Raw genomic sequence first — 14,918 nt, 5'->3', positions numbered from 1 at the left:
CGAGCTCTATACAAACGGCGAGTTTTTTCGTAGAGTGCTTTCACCCGACCTTGAGTGCGAGTACCCGAGGAGCACCGTGAGCACTATCCCAACCAGCGCAGAGCGCGCCGTGGCCCCTTGGAGCGAGATCGAGAGTCTCGTCGGACGACGGTTCGTCAGCGAATGGCTCGAGATATCAGACGACGCCAGAATCCATTTCGAGAAGGCGTCCTACCTGGATCAGGCCGAGAGCCCTTTCGATCCTGCAGGCTATCCGGAGGGCCTGGTGGAAGGATTCCACCTGCTGGCGCTCCTGGATCACCTCGTCGGCCAGGTGTCGTACGTGGAGGCGGACGCGTGGACGGGGTGGAACTACGGTCTCGATCGAGTCCGGTTCACGTCTCCGGTGACCATCTCCGACCGTGTGCGAGTCGCGGGTGAGATCACGCAGTTGCAGCCTCGAGCCGGCGGCTACCTCGTCACCTACGACTGCGTCATGGAGATCGAGGGATCCGAGCGACCGGCGATGGTCGCGACGTGGAAGGCGCTGTGGAGCGTGGACGAGGAGGACGAGGCGTGATGTCGACGACTCCGCGCTCCGACGAGCTCGCCTGGATGTCCGGTGCAGACGTGGCGTCCCTCATCCGCTCGCGCAGCGTCAAGCCGTCGGAGGCGGTGGCCGCCGCGCTTCAGCAGATCGATGAGCACGAAGCGCAGACGAACGCCTTCGTCACGGTCCTCGCCGAGCAGGCAATGGATCAGGCGGCGCGTGCGGACGAGGAGGTGATGCGAGCAGATCCAGCAGACCTGCCTCCGCTGTTCGGCGTGCCGCTCACCGTCAAGGACCTCTCGGCCACAGCGGGGATCAGAACGACCTTCGGCAGCACGCAGTTCGCCGAGCACGTCCCCGATGCGGATTCTCTCGCAGTGGGCCGTCTTCGAGGCGCTGGGGCTATCCTCATCGGCAAGACGACCACCCCGGAGTTCGGGATGCTCGGAGTCACCGAGAGCGCACTCACCGGAGTCACCAACAACCCTTGGCGGCTGTCGCGCACCGCCGGCGGATCCAGCGGCGGTGCAGCAGTGGCGAGCGCATCCGGCATGGGACAGCTCGCCTGGGGCTCAGACGGCGGCGGGTCGGTGCGCATCCCCGCGTCCTACTGCGGTGTGGTCGGGCTCAAAGCCTCGCTGCGTTGGATCCCGGGTGAGCACCCTTGGGACTCGGCGGTGACCGACGGTCCGCTCACCCGTACCGTCGTCGATCAGGCTCTTCTGTTGGAGGTCACGGCGGGGCATCACCCATTGGCTCCGTTCTCGACGCCGTTGCCCGCCCGCGACTTCGTCAGCGCCGTGCGCGCCCTTCCCGCCGACCTCGCCGGTGTCCGCATCGCCTACGCGCAGAGCCCGTCCGGTGCGGCCCCGAGTGCTGAGGTGGCTGCCGTCGTCCGTCGGGCCATCGACGTGCTGGTGGGCGCAGGAGCCGAGGTCAATCTCATCGACCTGCCTCTGCCGGACCCGGTGGAGTACTTCATCGATTTCTGGGGTCCCGCCTTCCTCGATCCGAACGCCCCGCTGCCGCATCCCGCCATGCGCAGCGTCAGCGAGGCGGCGCAGCGGGTCACATTGGAGAGACACCTTCACACGGCTTCCGAGACTCGAGCCGAGATCACCCGGACCTACAACCGCGTGTTCGAGGAGTTCGATCTGCTCATCACTCCCACGAGCCCGGTGGCGGCGTTCCCGCATCCGGGCGCAGCAGGGGGCAACACCGAGATAGACGGGGTGCCCGTCGCGCACCCGGCGATCGACTTTCATCGGTACACCGAACCCGCATCTCATGCCGGGATCCCCGCGATCACGGTGCCGGCGGGGTTCGATTCCGACGGGATGCCTGTCGGCATGCAGCTGCACATGCCTCAGCATCAGGACGCTCGGCTTCTGCAGATGGCCGCCGTCTGGGAGACGCTGCAACCGTGGGCTCACCTGCGCCCGGAGTTCCGGCTGTGACAGCGGGGATCGATCTGGGGCCATCGACCGTGAGCGTGCGGGCGATCGGAAGGCGCGCCTCTGCGGCGACCAGAGTGCGCCAACGGCTCGTGCGCTGGATCGTGCTCCCCGTGGCGACGATACTCGTGACGTCGTTCCTCGTCTTCTCGGCGTTGTCCCTCACGCCGGGAGACCCGATCGCTCAGATCCTCGGAGGGAAGGCGACCGAAGAGGCCCGCGCGGCCATGCGAGAGCAGCTGGGCCTGGACAGGCCGCTGATCGTGCGCTACGTCGAGTGGATCGGAGGTCTGCTGCGTGGAGACCTCGGCACCTCGTACACCTACCGGGACTCTGTCATCTCCGTGCTCGCGCCTCGCGCAGAGGTCACTCTGCAACTGGTCCTCTACGCCGCCGTCCTGATCGTGCTGCTCGGTATCGCGCTCGGTCTGATCGGCGGGCTCACCGAGCGCATCAGACCTGCGATCGCGGGACTGATCGCCCTGCTGATCTCGATACCGAGCTATGTTGCGGCGACGGCGCTCCTCGGGCTCTTCGCAGTGAACCTGCGGTGGTTTCCGAGCTTCGGCGCGGGCGCGCCCGGCGTGGATCGGTTCTGGCATCTGACCCTCCCGGCGATCGCGCTCTCGGTGTCGTGGATCGCTTACATGGCGCAGATCTCGATGGCGTCCATCGACGATCAGCGGTCGAAGGAGCATGTCCGTACGGCGATCGGCAGGGGACTGCCGCGGCATCTGGTGATCGGGAAGCATGTGCTGCGCAATGCCGGGGTCCCGATCGTCACAGCGACAGGTCTCACTCTCGCCGCACTCGTGGCGGGCAGCGTGATCGTCGAGACCGCCTTCACCCTCGACGGGATCGGATCCTTGCTCGTCCGCAGCGTGGGAACCAAGGATGTCCCTGTGGTCGCGGCGGTGTCCGTGATCGTCGTCGCCGTGTACGTGATCGTCATGGCACTGGTCGATGTGATCCACGTGCTCCTGGATCCGTCGCTCCGGTCCCGAAAGGAGAGAGCATGACACTCGCCGGCATCACCTCAGCTCTGCGCATTCCTCGGTGGGGCCGGAGACGCCTGCGTGCCCTGGATCCGTACACGATCTTCCTCATCGTCCTCTGCGGGGCGCTTATCGTGATGGCCGCGATCGGGCCGTTGGTCGCGCCGTATGCCCCGGATTCCACTGATCTCCTCGCCGCTAACCAAGGCCCGAGTCCGGCGCACCTCCTCGGCACGGATTCGCTCGGACGAGACCTTCTCTCCCGGATCCTCTGGGGCGCGCAGATCAGCTACGCGGCGGCTTTGCTCATCGTCTGCATCAGCGTCATCATCGGCACCCTCCTCGCTCTGCTGTCGTCCTGGTACGGCGGGTTCGTGGACAGTGCGACGTCCTCGGTTCTCAACGTGTTCATCGCCATACCCGGGATGATCGTGGCCATCATCGCGGTCACGGTTCTCGGTGCCGGGTTCTGGGCGCCCGTGCTGGCCATGGCATTCGCGAGTTCGCCTTACGTGGCGCGCGTGATCAGGGGAACTGCGCTGCAGGAGCGTCACCGCCCCTACGTCGAGGCGCTCGCACTCTCTGGAGTGTCGACCGTGCGAATCAATGCGCATATTTTGCGCGGTGTCATGCCGATCGTGCTCGCTCAGGCGACTTTCGGCTTCAGCGTCGCGCTGCTCGAGTTCGGTGCGCTGTCGTTCATCGGACTCGGAGTCCAGCCGCCGACCGCGGAATGGGGGGCCATGGTCATCGCCGGCCGCACCGAGCTCCTCGCCGGGAATCCCCAACAGACGACGGCGGCCGGAGTCATGATCGTCCTCACCGTGATCTCTTTCACCCTCCTGGGGGAACGTCTGCAGAGGATGCTGGGAGCGAGTCGATGACACACACAGAAGACCCTCGTCCCCCGCTTCTTTCGATCCGGGGCCTGCACGTACGCAATCGGATCGGGCGCGAGCTCGTGCCGGTCCTCAGCGGAGTCGACCTCGACGTGCGCCCTGGCGAAGCCGTCGGCGTCGTAGGGGAGTCCGGCTCGGGCAAGTCGATGACGTTGCGCGCGGTGATGGGGCAGTTGCCCAAGGGCTTCAGCAGTAAGGGCAGCATTGAGTTCGACGGTGAGGACGTCCTCTCGATGCGACCTTCGCACCTCGCGAGGTTTCGATCTCGTCGGGTGGGGATGATCTACCAGGATCCTCGAGCGCACATCAACCCACTGTGGACCATCGGCGACTTCCTCACAGAGGCGGTCGTGGCCGATCGCCGTCTGTCCCGCCGCGAAGCGCGGGATCGCGCCGGGCGACTGCTCGAAGAGGTGGGGTTCCGCGATCCTGTGCGGCAGATGAAGCAGTACCCCGGCCAGCTCTCGGGGGGTCTGCTGCAGCGCGTGATGATCGTCGCCGCCCTGATGCCCGAACCTCAGCTCCTGCTCGCCGACGAGCCGACCACCGCGCTCGACGTCACCGTTCAGGCGGAGGTCATGTCGATCTTCGGAGATGTGATTCGGGCTCACGATGTCGGGCTCCTCTTCGTGACCCATGATCTCGATCTCGCCGCGGCCACGACCGATCGGCTGGTGGTGATGTACGCGGGGCGCATCATCGAGGCGGGGCCGGCTCGCTCAGTGACGAGCACCCCGACGCACCCCTACACCTCTGCGTTGCTGGCCGCGCGCCCTTCTCTGACGAGACGCGAGCTTCCCGCCAGCATCCCGGGAGTCCCGACGCTCGCGTCGTCCGTGCACGATCGCTGCGCTTTCGCGGATCGATGCCGCTTCGTCGAGCCCGAATGCGTCGAGAGCGAACCGCGGCTGCGGCCAGTGGGCGACGACAGTGTGTCCGCATGCGTGAGAACTCACGAGATCCGAAACCGGCTGGAGAGGATCGCACAGTGAGCGCATCTCTTGTATCACTGGAACACGTGACGAAGGTCTTCGCTTCTCCCGGCGGAGATTTCCGAGCCGTCGACGATGTGAGCTTCGATCTGATGCCAGGCGAGTCCGTCGGGATCGTCGGTGAGTCGGGTTCGGGGAAATCGACCACCGCACGAATGATCGCGGGGCTCGAGCGGACCACAGAGGGGCGGATCACCTTCTGGGGCGAGCAGACGAGACCCGCCCGGACAGCGGTCGCTCGCCGCGCCCAGGCCCGACGAGTGCAGATGGTCTTCCAGGACCCGTTCGGATCCTTGGACCCTCGCCAGAAGCTCGGAGCGTGTCTCGCGGAGATCTTCGCCATCCATGGCACGCCGGCCGGTCAATCGACGAACGAGTTCGCCCGCACGCTGCTGAAGCGTGTCGGACTGGAGGCGCACCACGCCGATTCCTATCCCCGGCATTTGTCCGGAGGTCAGCGGCAGCGATTCGCCATCGCGCGGGCTTTGGCGCCGCAGCCGCACCTGCTGATCCTCGACGAAGCGGTGTCGGCGCTCGACGTCAGCGTCCAGGCGCAGGTGCTCAGATTGCTCAGCGACCTCCGCGAGGAGACGCAGCTGGCGTATCTGTTCGTCTCGCACGACCTGGCCGTCGTCCGTCAGATCTGCGATCGCGTTCTGGTGATGCGAGACGGAACCGTTGTCGAGGAAGGTCCCATCGACCAGGTGCTGGACGATCCTCAGGCTGCCTATACCCGCAGGCTCATAGAGTCCGTGCCGGTACCGGGCTGGACACCGCCGCAGCGCAAACGTCGGTGAGAGAGATCACGAATGCTGTGAGCGAGCGACCTCGTCGACGGCTCGTGAGAGGAGGGGGAGCACGTCGTCGAGCCGGAACGGAGTGACGGAGGCCAGTAGTATGCACGCGTCCGATCCGATGATCGGCACGTAAAGGGGCAGCGCGATCGTCGTCGCCAGTCCACCGATCGCATTGCTGAATCCTGCGGCATCCGCGAGCGGATCGGTCGCCGCAGCCCCCCTGCCTGCGTCGATCGCTCTGAGAGCGACGTCGTTGTTCTCATGCACGAATCCTGGCGGCGCGGCGACATGCATGCCGGGACGCTGCGGGCCGGCGCTCGCGACGGTGACCAGGATGCCGTCCGTGTCGGCGATGATCATCGCCGAGCAGTCCGTGTCATCAGCGAGCTTCTGGAGCGAACCTCGGACGAGGTTCTCGATGGGCTCGGCGACCGCTCGAGCGAGCGCCGTGATACCGAATCCGAGATAGTAGCGCTTACGATCGTCCCTGCGGATGAACTGCGTGCGCAGGAACGGTCGCAAGAGGCGGTAGAGAGCCGTGCGCTGCGTGTCGAGTCGACGCGCGAGGTCGGATGCGGATAGTCCCTCCGGGTTCGCATAGAGCTCCCAGAGCAGGGCGATCGATCGTTCCACCGTCGTCGAGGAATCGGACGTCGCCAACTCAGCTCGCCGGTTTCTGTGGGACATGACGAAAAAGGCCGGCATCGCCATGGGGGTCAGCTGAGTCCGGAGAGCGCACCATTGAAGAATAGCAACGGCTCTCCGTCGGTCCTCCCGAAGTCCGTGATCCTTCCGACCACCAAGGTGTGATCGCCCGCATCATGCTGCGCCCAGTGCTCGCATTCGAACCATCCGATCGCGTCAGCGATTCGCGGCACTCGACCGGAGCGATCCCAGTCCGGTGCCCCTGCGCGGTCTTTCGAGGCGAAGGACCGCGCAGCCGCCGCGTGCGTGTCCGCGAGGATGCTCACGGAGAACGGCTGCTGCATGAGCGGTTCGTGCGATCGGGACGTCTTCTGGATCGATACGAGAAGCAGCGGGGGGTCCAGCGACACAGAGGTGAAGGCGTTGACGGTGAGCCCGTGGATGCCGTCATGGTTCTCGAAGCCGACGATCGTGACGCCGGTGGCGAAACGCGAGAACGCGCCACGCAGCGCCTGTGCATCGAGCAGGGACGGGGTCCGCAGTGTCGACGTGTTCATCATGACCGCTTGCGGGTGGGAAGGTCGACGCGGATGCTCGCCCGGTCGGCGAACTGCGGGTGGGGCGGGTAGATGGCGGACATCTCGATATTGTCGATGAAGGGACCGCCTTCCATGTCGCGAGTCATCCAGTAGGCGCCGACGGAGGGAAGTTGGTTCTGGGCGATGATGATGTGGTTCGCTGCCACCGCCATGTCGCGGAAGATCCGTGCGAGACGGGACTTGGCCCCGACACCGCCCACGCCGCTCTCGACGAACAGGGTGTTCACGATGTCTCGGCACTCGTGAACGATGAACGTGTTGATCTCCGCCATGAGCACACGCAGCTCGTAGTCGATGAAGCGGTTGTTCTGCGCACTCTCGAACGCGCGGGAGATCACATCGTTCTGCAGCAGCCGCGATGCGCGGATCCGCGCGTCCGACCGAGCGATAGCGATGTGCAGGTTCTCGTCGGTCGCGAAGCGAAGCTGACGATAAGAGCCGCGACGGGCTTTGAGGTGTGTCTGCTTGATCAGCTCCTCCAGCGCGGCGGTTGCCAGCCCGAGCGCATGAGCAGAGTGTGCGGCCTGGATGAATGGCCCCTTCTCGTGCGGCGTGCCGTAGGTGATCCCCCAGATACCGCGCTCGTCCACCATGTCGGCAGGAACGAACACCTCTTCGTCGACCGAGAAGTCGCCACTTCCTGTTCCGCGCAGACCCAGACCGTCCCAGGTGTCGTGGAGAGTCACGTCCTCCCGGCGGAAATAGGGAACGACGAACCACGGAGTGCCGTCCTTCGGAGAGAGCACGACCTCGCCATTGTCGTCGTGGAGCACGCACAGGCCGAAAAGATGGGTCGCCTCCGGGGATCCACTCGAGAACGGCCAGCGTCCTGATACCCAGTAGCCTCCCTCCACGGCGCGCGCGACTCCGCCGGCGCGGCCTCCGTTGCCTGCGATGATCCATCGCTCGTCTTCGAGGATGCGTCGCATCGCGTCCTTTCCGGCCCAGGTCTGCCCCGTGTGCAGCATGCAGAGCCAGCCTGCGGAGCCGTTCACGTGGGAGAGCGCCTCGACGGCTTCGAGCCATTCGACGGGGTGCGCTTCCAGCCCACCCAGCTCTTTCGGGAGGAACGCGCGGTACATCCCGCACTCGTAGAGGGCGTCGGTGATCTCTTCAGGCATCCTCCGCTCGTTCTCGATGATCTCCTCGGCATCGCGAACAAGGGGGAAGATCTCGGTCACGCGCTCGAGAAGCGTGGCCTCGGCAGTGGTTGTGGCGGTGTTCACGGCATCTCCTGTCACATAATTAGTACGACAAGTCACAGTGTGTATCAATAGATAGACATTTGCAAGAAGATCTTTCAGGCTTCTTCCGGATGTGCGTGATGGAGCGATCGTTATATAAAAGTCACCACATTAAGGTCGATCTGCGGTTCAATGACGGAACCGGAGTCCGTCCCTAGGGCTCTGCGATGAACGTCGAGAGGAAGCACGATATGAACCGATCGCGCCGGACCCTGAGCAGGGCCGCACTCGTCGCCGCCGTCAGCATCGCGACCGCGAGCTCGGTGGTCGGATGCACGGCGGTGACGCCGGACACGACGCCGGACGCCGCTGTGAAGACGGTGCTCAGATCCCCGGGAGGGGACGGGCCTGTCGACTCGATCACCTGGAACCTCGGGTCCGGAGAGCCCGCCACTCTGGACCCGCCGAACGTCCCGACCTATTCGGCGATGGCCGTCGTCACCAGCGTCTGCGACTCCCTGCTCTCCGTGGACGAGTCGGGGGCGATCGTGCCCGGTCTTGCGTCCGTGACCCAGGAGTCCCCGCTGAGGGCGGTGTTCACCCTCCGTGCGGACGCGACGTTCTGGGATGGGGCGCCGCTGACGACCGAGGACATCGTTTACAGCCTCAACCGGGCCGCGTCGCCGTCGTCCTACCTCGCGCCGACGTTCGCCAACGTGGCGTCGATCTCGGCCATCTCGGACACGGAGGTCGCGATCGACTTCAGCGCCCCCGATGCCACCTTCCTGCCGACGATGGTCGGCGTCGGGGGTGTCGTCATGGAGAAGGCGTTCAGCGAGAAGGCCGGGGAAGCGCTCGGCACCCCCGCGGGCGGTTTGATGTGTTCTGGCCCGTTCGAGATCTCCCAGTGGAACGTCGGCACCGACATCCGCCTCGTCAAGAACAAGAACTACTGGAACGAAGAACGAGCGGCGAAGGTGGGCGACGTCCGCCTCACCTTCATCACCGACACGAGTGCGCTCACTCAGGCGATGGCGACCGGTGAAGTCGATGGCGGATGGGAGATTCCCGCGTCGTCGATCCCGGCTTTGGAGGCCGTCGACACCGGGTCTCTGTACTACGGCAACACCACGACGATCTGGTCTCTCCGTGTCGCGAGCCCCGACAGCATCCTCGCGACCGACGCCACGCTGCGGCAGGCCTTCCAGCAGATGATCGACAGGGACGCGATCGCGAAGACGGTCTTCCATGGTGCCGCCCGGTCGTGGAGCACCGCGATCAGCCCCAACTCGTGGCCGGCCTCCGTGCGTGAGAGCACGCAGAAGCGGACGTCCGCGATCGCGGACGTCCGCGGCTACGACCCGGAGAAGGCGAAGCAGTTGGTGGAAGAGGCCGGAGCCGAGGGGCGGAAGATCGAGCTGATCGTGGCGAGCGGAGACGAGACGGCTTCTCAGCTCGGCCAGCTCGTTCAGGCCCAGGCGGAGGCCGCGGGCCTTCGCGTCTCGATCAGGGCGCTCCAGCCGCTCGAGTACGCCCAGGCGATGTACGACCCGTCCGTGCGTGGGGACAGCGACTTGCTTCTGAGCAGCAGCGGCGACATCGTGCAGGAGCCGCTCGCCTCGATCCGCTACTACTACCTGCCCGACGGCCTCTACAACTGGGATGGCTACGTGGACGAGAGGCTCGCGGGACTGTTCGGTGAGGCCGTCGGCGAACTCGACGAGAAGCGCCGCACCGAGATCACCCTCGACATCCAGGATCGCTTTGAGGAGCGCGCCGCGACGATCTCCATCGTCAACCCCTACCAGGTCAACTTCGTCAGCGATCGTCTGGGCGGGGTGATCGCCTCTTCGGTCTACGTCAACCTTCCGTCGCTCTCCTTCATCGGGAGCGCCGAATAGCGACGGCCTGATCGGAACGGCGGCCAGCCCGGATGCAGCCGGGCTGGCCGCCGTTCCGCTGCAGGATCGGGCTGGACGTGGCACTCCGCTTTTTATATAATAACTGCTACATAATAAGGAGTCCCTATGTCGCTCGCCAAGCTCGTCCCGCTGATCACGCTCGTTTCCCCGAGGCGAGTCGTCGTCGTGGGCGCTTCCTCGACCAGACCCGATGCCACCGGGAACCAAGTGCTCCGCAATCTCCGCGGCGGCGGTTTCACCGGCCGGATCGATGTTCTCAGCCGGGGCGATGGCACGATCGAGGGCATCGTGCCGCTGGCCGACGTGAGCGAGGCGGCCGACGTCGACCTCGCCGTCGTGACCCTTCGAGCAGGAGCCGTGCTCCCCGCGCTGCGTGACCTCGCGGCTGTCGGCGTCAAGACGGGGCTCGTGATGAGCGTGGGATTCACCTCCGACGAGATCCAGGCGATCAGCGACTTCTCTCGCAGCTCGGGCATGCATATCCACGGACCGAACTGCATGGGGCTGATCAACGTCCACGACCGCACCATGTTGTGGGCGGACGAGGGGATCCTCGCCGACCTGCCCGCCGGCAATGTCGCCATCGTCTCGCAGTCGGGGTCTGGCGCGATCTTCGTGGCGCGATCGACGAGTGGTGTCGGCTTCTCCCACATCGTGTCGACGGGCAACGAAGCGGTGCTGACGACCGCCGACTATGTGCGATACCTCGCGGAGGATTCCAGGACGGGAGTCATCGCGCTCATCCTGGAGTCGGTGTACGACTCCGAGGGTCTGGCTCGCGCGGTCGACGCCGCTCGGAAGGCCGGCAAGCCGGTCGTGGCGCTGAAGGTGGGAGCTTCTGATTCCGGGCGGGCGGCGACTCTCGCGCACACCGGAGCGATGCTCAGCAATCGAACGGTCATCGACGCGTACATGGAGCAGATCGGCGTGCCTCTTCTGTCGGACTACGACGAGTTGGCGGCTGCGATCGACCTGCTCGCCCGCGTCGACGCACGAGCCGTCGGAGCGGGGCGTACCGCGATCGTCACTCTCTCCGGGGGCCAAGCAGCTCTGGCTGCGGACCTGGCCGAACAGGTGGGGGCGACGCTGGCGCGCTTCTCGCAGGAGACCCAACGGCGCCTCGAGGAGGTACTCCCCGACATGCACGCGATCAACCCGCTCGACGCATGGGGAAGCGCGGATGCCGACGACGATACCTTCCGTCGCACTCTGCAGATCGTCAGCGAGGACGAGGGCGTGGATGTCGTACTAGGTGTCATCGATGCACAGTCGAGTCTGACTTCGATCGAATTGGAATACGAAGACGATATCGTCGATGCCTTCACGCATCTGAACACTGAGACCGAGATCCCCGTGCTCTTCGCTTCCAGCTCCTCGATGACCGTCCACCCTGCCCGGGTGCCCACGACCCCCACGGACATCCCGGTGCTCCGCGGACTCCGCAACGCGTTGACAGCAGTGCGTGCGGCCTCTCTTGTCGCGGGCTCGGGCGCGGGACTGCCCGCCCGCCCATCGTCGGTTCCCGGCACATCGATCGTGGGCGAGATCCGCGACTCTCTCGCGCGCACATCGGGCGTGCTGGACCGAGACACCATGCGACGGGTTTTCGATGCGTATGGCATCAACGCCGTCGGATCGCGTTCCTTCGGCGATGTGGATGAGGCGGTTCGATGGTGTGAGCGCAATGGATACCCCGTCGTGGCGAAGATCGATTCTCCGGACATCACCCATCGTTCCGATGTAGGCGGGGTGGCGCTCGACTTGCAGGACGAGGGCCAGTTGCGCGATGCATGGAAGTCGATTCTCGAATCAGCACATCGCCATCGCCCTGATGCCGTTGTGCGCGGCATCGAGGTGCAGAGGCAGATACTCTCGGGGATCGAAGCCTTCGTTGGCTTCGTCTCGGACCCCGACATCGGCGTGGCGGTCGGTATCGGTGTCGGTGGAGTGCTGGTCGAGCTTCTCGGCGATGTGGAGTACGCGATCGCACCATTCTCGGCGGATACAGCGCGGCAGCTGCTCGACCGGACCCGTCTCGCTCGTCTGTTGAGCGGGTTCCGAAATCTGCATCCTGTCGTCGATGTCGAACCTCTTCTCGACGTCCTCGTGAAGCTCTCGTGGCTGGCGGAGGACATGAAGGATCTCTTGGCCGAAGGTGACCTGAACCCGGTGATCATCGACCCGATCGGAGGCACCACATTCGTGGTCGATGCGCTCCTCGTCGCTCGCGCCCGGAACTGAGACGGCATCCTGCACGGGTCGTCAGGGTGACGGCTGCTGCAGTGGAGAACATCAACGAGAGAAGGGCCGCATTGACCGTACGAAGAGAGATTCAGATGGAGACCACCCCCGCGCATCCCATCGCGGGCAGGCTAGTGCTGCTCGCCGGGGGGACATCCGCTTCGGGACTTGCCGCCGCGAAGGCGCTTCTCGCCCGCGGCGCCCGAGTGATCATCGCCGGACGGAATGAAGAGAAGCTCGCTCGGTGTCGAAGGGAGCTGCCGCACGTGTATGTTCAGCGCGCGGACCTTGCGAGCGAGGAGTCGGTCGCAGAACTGAAGGCGCGAGTAGACGACATGTGGGGGCCGGTCGATGGGGTGTTCCATCTGGTCGGCGGATGGAGCGGGGGTGGCGGCCTCGCCGCGCAGACGGAGGAGGCATTCCGTCTGTTGGAAACCGGTCTGTCAGCCCTGCGGCACGTGTCGCGCGCGTTCGACCGTGATCTAAGACAGTCGTCGGCCGGCCGTACCGCGATCGTCTCGTCCGTCGTAGCTTCCCGCCCGACCGACGGCTCTGCGAACTACGCCACCCTCAAAGCAGCAGGCGAGACATGGATGCGCGCTGTCGACCACGGCCTTCGAACACACGGGGCGATTGGGGGCGGCGGGGCGAGGTCATTCGCAGCCGTGTTTCGAGTCCGGTCCCTCGACGGCGTCGAGGAGGCGCTTGGGGAGGCCTTCGCCGAGCTCTGGTCGCGTCCCATCGCTCCCTTGGAAATGGTGCTGACCGAGCTCCATGCGAGTTGATCGGCGGCTTCGTCGTCGCCCGGAGCTCGAGAACGGTATTCGCCTGCTCTGGGAACGTCTTCGCGCGCGTCTGGCCCGATCGGTGGCGGTGAGGGGGCTGGCCGTGATGGAGGAGGTGCTCTGCCAGCCGCGGTGTTGTGCAGGATGTGCGCCGCAGCGTCACAGGTTCAGACCGTGAAGAACGGCGTCAGGCGAGGAGCCAGCCAGAGTAAGCCTCGGCGAGGAATGTGCGCCCGGCCTCGGAGCCGACCAACGAACGCAGCTCGCCGAGTTGCCGGAGGCGGTCGAAGTCCGACGCGCCCGGAGCGGCGTGCAGCATCCACCATGAGGAGTGCTGAGCTTTCCAGATGTGGTTCAGTGCAGTCTCCGTGTAAGCGTCGATGAGGCGCTCATCGTTCCGAAGTAGCAGCGGTCGCAGCGCGCTCCCCCTAGCGCAGCGAGTGTTTCACGATCAGCTGCGTCGCCACCGCGAGTCAGCGCGGAGAAGGCGACGTTCGACGTGAGAGGAGTGATGGCGGTGGCAGTGAGCAGTCCACGACCAGCCGTCGATGCCCTCCGGCTCGGCCACGTCCAGCGCGTGATCCTGTGCGCCGCGAGCGGCTCGTGATGATGACGTCGTTGCCTGAGCCAATGAGAGCCTTTGCGAGTTCGAGGCCGATGCCGCGTGATCCGCCGACGATCAGGATCGTCTTATTCTTCGATGTCGCCGTCTCCTCGTTCGATTCCTATCGTCGCGTCGGCGGCGATGCTCCCCGCATCCGCCGAAGACGGCGCCTGCACGTGAGCTCTTCTTACAGGCGCCGTCTGTTGTCGATCAGGTCAGGAGCACGCCTGCGTTCGCAGGTGCCCTGGAGGCCTCGTTCTCACGTCGGTTGACCTCGATGACGTAGTTGCCGCTGTCGGTCGTCCAGGACTTGTAGCGCTGCACGATGTCGATGTCGTGGCCGGGAATGATCCGGCTCGTCTCGTCTTTGAGTTCTTCCTTGAGCGTCTTGTAGAGCCTGATGAGGTTGAAGTCGTTGCCCTGACCATAGCCGGGGGTCCACATCTTCTCGACGTTCGAATACCAGTACACGGTGTCACCGGCGACGACGAACGGGCCGCTCTGCGTCTCGATCTTGAACCATTGCGACCCGAACGTGTGGGAGTCGCGGGCCAGACGAGCCGTCACTCCCGGGAGCAGTTCCTCGTCGCCGTTGACGAAGCGGATACGGCCGTCCGCGATGCCCTTGGCCGCACGGGCCAGGTCGGTGGGGTCGAACGATGAGAAGATCCATGCGCGGTCGGCATCGCTCGGCATCTGGTTCGCCAGATCCACCGCTTCGGACCACCCGACGTACTCGTCGAACTGCACATACAGCTGGGCGTTGGGGAATGCCTCGAAGTTGCCCATGTGGTCGAAATGCATGTGGGAGACGAGGATGACGTCGATGTCCTCCGGGGTGAGGTCGACCTTCGCGAGAACCTCTACCGGGCTCTCCCAACTCTGGAACGGGTATCGATCGAGCCAGTAGTCGTTGCGGAAGCCACAGTCCACGAGTGCGACATGCTGCTTGCCTCCCACTTCTCCACCGATCAGGAGGGTGTAAAGCATCGGTATGCGCACCGTTCCTGCATTGCTGTAGAGGCCTGAACCTCCGAAGAAGTCATGGGGCATGGTGCCCTGACAGAACTCAAGTGAATAGATCGAGTAGTCGGTCTTGCGTTCGCTCATGATGGCGCTTTCTCGGGTTCGGGTTGCGGGCCTGGTCTTGTATGAGAGCTGACGTTGCTGCACGGGTGTGCAGTACACCTACATGTACATCTCTTCACAAACGATTGCAATACTTTTAATCAGACGGTAACGTCAGAGCGCGGACAACAAGGCTGCGGCGGA

14 protein-coding genes are annotated in these 14,918 nt (G+C 65.0%); 9 read left to right on the top strand and 5 right to left on the bottom strand.

Translation table 11 applies throughout. The features are described 5' to 3' along the window. Positions 1 to 76 precede the first annotated feature (76 nt). From LBN7_RS05705 to LBN7_RS05680, 6 genes are read left to right on the top strand one after another with little or no spacing between them, the layout of a single operon-like run. Positions 77 to 559, top strand: a complete 483-nt coding sequence (locus LBN7_RS05705; protein WP_341946373.1) for a hypothetical protein — start codon at positions 77 to 79, stop codon at positions 557 to 559. After that, entirely contained in the window at positions 559 to 1,986 is a 1,428-nt protein-coding gene (locus tag LBN7_RS05700) for an amidase (RefSeq protein ID WP_341947869.1), read from the top strand. Before LBN7_RS05705 ends, LBN7_RS05700 begins: the two co-directional genes overlap by 1 nt. After that, positions 1,953 to 3,002 (top strand): ABC transporter permease, encoded by a 1,050-nt coding sequence (locus LBN7_RS05695; protein ID WP_407361224.1) that lies wholly within the window; start codon positions 1,953 to 1,955, stop codon positions 3,000 to 3,002. Before LBN7_RS05700 ends, LBN7_RS05695 begins: the two co-directional genes overlap by 34 nt. Next, positions 2,999 to 3,862, top strand: a complete 864-nt coding sequence (locus LBN7_RS05690; RefSeq protein ID WP_407361223.1) for an ABC transporter permease — start codon at positions 2,999 to 3,001, stop codon at positions 3,860 to 3,862. The genes LBN7_RS05695 and LBN7_RS05690 overlap by 4 nt, the downstream gene beginning before the upstream one ends. Continuing rightward, entirely contained in the window at positions 3,859 to 4,869 is a 1,011-nt protein-coding gene (locus LBN7_RS05685; RefSeq protein WP_341946370.1) for an ABC transporter ATP-binding protein, read from the top strand. Before LBN7_RS05690 ends, LBN7_RS05685 begins: the two co-directional genes overlap by 4 nt. Continuing rightward, positions 4,866 to 5,666, top strand: coding sequence for an ABC transporter ATP-binding protein (locus tag LBN7_RS05680; protein WP_407361222.1), 801 nt, complete (start codon positions 4,866 to 4,868; stop codon positions 5,664 to 5,666). The genes LBN7_RS05685 and LBN7_RS05680 overlap by 4 nt, the downstream gene beginning before the upstream one ends. 6 nt (positions 5,667 to 5,672) lie before the next feature. Here LBN7_RS05680 and LBN7_RS05675 read toward each other — a convergent pair whose 3' ends face one another. The 3 genes from LBN7_RS05675 to LBN7_RS05665 all read right to left on the bottom strand — a co-directional run bounded on the left by LBN7_RS05675 (position 5,673) and on the right by LBN7_RS05665 (position 8,136). Then, the gene (locus tag LBN7_RS05675) at positions 5,673 to 6,299 is read right to left on the bottom strand and encodes a helix-turn-helix domain-containing protein (RefSeq protein WP_341946368.1); all 627 of its coding nucleotides are present in this window, start codon (positions 6,297 to 6,299) and stop codon (positions 5,673 to 5,675) included. Between the two features lie 83 nt (positions 6,300 to 6,382). Continuing rightward, on the bottom strand, positions 6,383 to 6,868 hold the full coding sequence (locus LBN7_RS05670; RefSeq protein WP_341946367.1) for a flavin reductase family protein: 486 nt from the start codon (positions 6,866 to 6,868) through the stop codon (positions 6,383 to 6,385). Beyond that, positions 6,868 to 8,136, bottom strand: a complete 1,269-nt coding sequence (locus tag LBN7_RS05665) for an acyl-CoA dehydrogenase family protein (RefSeq protein WP_341940294.1) — start codon at positions 8,134 to 8,136, stop codon at positions 6,868 to 6,870. Before LBN7_RS05665 ends, LBN7_RS05670 begins: the two co-directional genes overlap by 1 nt. 209 nt (positions 8,137 to 8,345) lie before the next feature. On the opposite strand from LBN7_RS05665, the gene LBN7_RS05660 reads away from it, so the two are divergent. The 3 genes from LBN7_RS05660 (at position 8,346) to LBN7_RS05650 (ending at position 13,042) form a co-directional block, all read left to right on the top strand. Continuing rightward, positions 8,346 to 9,995: an ABC transporter substrate-binding protein gene (locus LBN7_RS05660; RefSeq protein WP_407361221.1), complete on the top strand. Its 1,650-nt coding sequence runs from the start codon at positions 8,346 to 8,348 to the stop codon at positions 9,993 to 9,995. A 126-nt stretch (positions 9,996 to 10,121) separates the two neighbouring features. Then, the gene (locus LBN7_RS05655) at positions 10,122 to 12,257 is read left to right on the top strand and encodes an acetate--CoA ligase family protein (protein ID WP_407361220.1); all 2,136 of its coding nucleotides are present in this window, start codon (positions 10,122 to 10,124) and stop codon (positions 12,255 to 12,257) included. 41 nt (positions 12,258 to 12,298) lie between these two features. Further along, entirely contained in the window at positions 12,299 to 13,042 is a 744-nt protein-coding gene (locus LBN7_RS05650; RefSeq protein WP_341940291.1) for an SDR family oxidoreductase, read from the top strand. Positions 13,043 to 13,515: 473 nt separating this feature from the next. Here the strand turns inward: LBN7_RS05650 and LBN7_RS05645 are convergent, their stop codons facing one another. Further along, positions 13,516 to 13,722, bottom strand: a complete 207-nt coding sequence (locus LBN7_RS05645; RefSeq protein ID WP_341942594.1) for a hypothetical protein — start codon at positions 13,720 to 13,722, stop codon at positions 13,516 to 13,518. A 134-nt stretch (positions 13,723 to 13,856) separates the two neighbouring features. Beyond that, on the bottom strand, positions 13,857 to 14,819 hold the full coding sequence (locus LBN7_RS05640; RefSeq protein WP_341946363.1) for an N-acyl homoserine lactonase family protein: 963 nt from the start codon (positions 14,817 to 14,819) through the stop codon (positions 13,857 to 13,859). Between the last annotated feature and the right edge of the window lie 99 nt (positions 14,820 to 14,918).

The organism is Microbacterium sp. LBN7, assembly GCF_045690345.1.
In the GTDB taxonomy this organism is placed as follows: Bacteria; Actinomycetota; Actinomycetes; order Actinomycetales; family Microbacteriaceae; genus Microbacterium.
Note: the sequence above shows the minus strand (reverse complement) of the source record. Positions and strands in the feature narration are given on the sequence as shown.

What these genes read in the sequence shown, in the direction of transcription:
- LBN7_RS05700 (WP_341947869.1), top strand. Translation starts at nt 559, where the DNA reads ATGTCGACGACTCCGCGCTCCGACGAGCTCGCCTGGATGTCCGGTGCA.
- LBN7_RS05690 (WP_407361223.1), top strand. Translation starts at nt 2,999, where the DNA reads ATGACACTCGCCGGCATCACCTCAGCTCTGCGCATTCCTCGGTGGGGC.
- LBN7_RS05685 (WP_341946370.1), top strand. Translation starts at nt 3,859, where the DNA reads ATGACACACACAGAAGACCCTCGTCCCCCGCTTCTTTCGATCCGGGGC.
- LBN7_RS05670 (WP_341946367.1), bottom strand. Translation starts at nt 6,868, where the DNA reads ATGAACACGTCGACACTGCGGACCCCGTCCCTGCTCGATGCACAGGCG.
- LBN7_RS05660 (WP_407361221.1), top strand. Translation starts at nt 8,346, where the DNA reads ATGAACCGATCGCGCCGGACCCTGAGCAGGGCCGCACTCGTCGCCGCC.
- LBN7_RS05655 (WP_407361220.1), top strand. Translation starts at nt 10,122, where the DNA reads ATGTCGCTCGCCAAGCTCGTCCCGCTGATCACGCTCGTTTCCCCGAGG.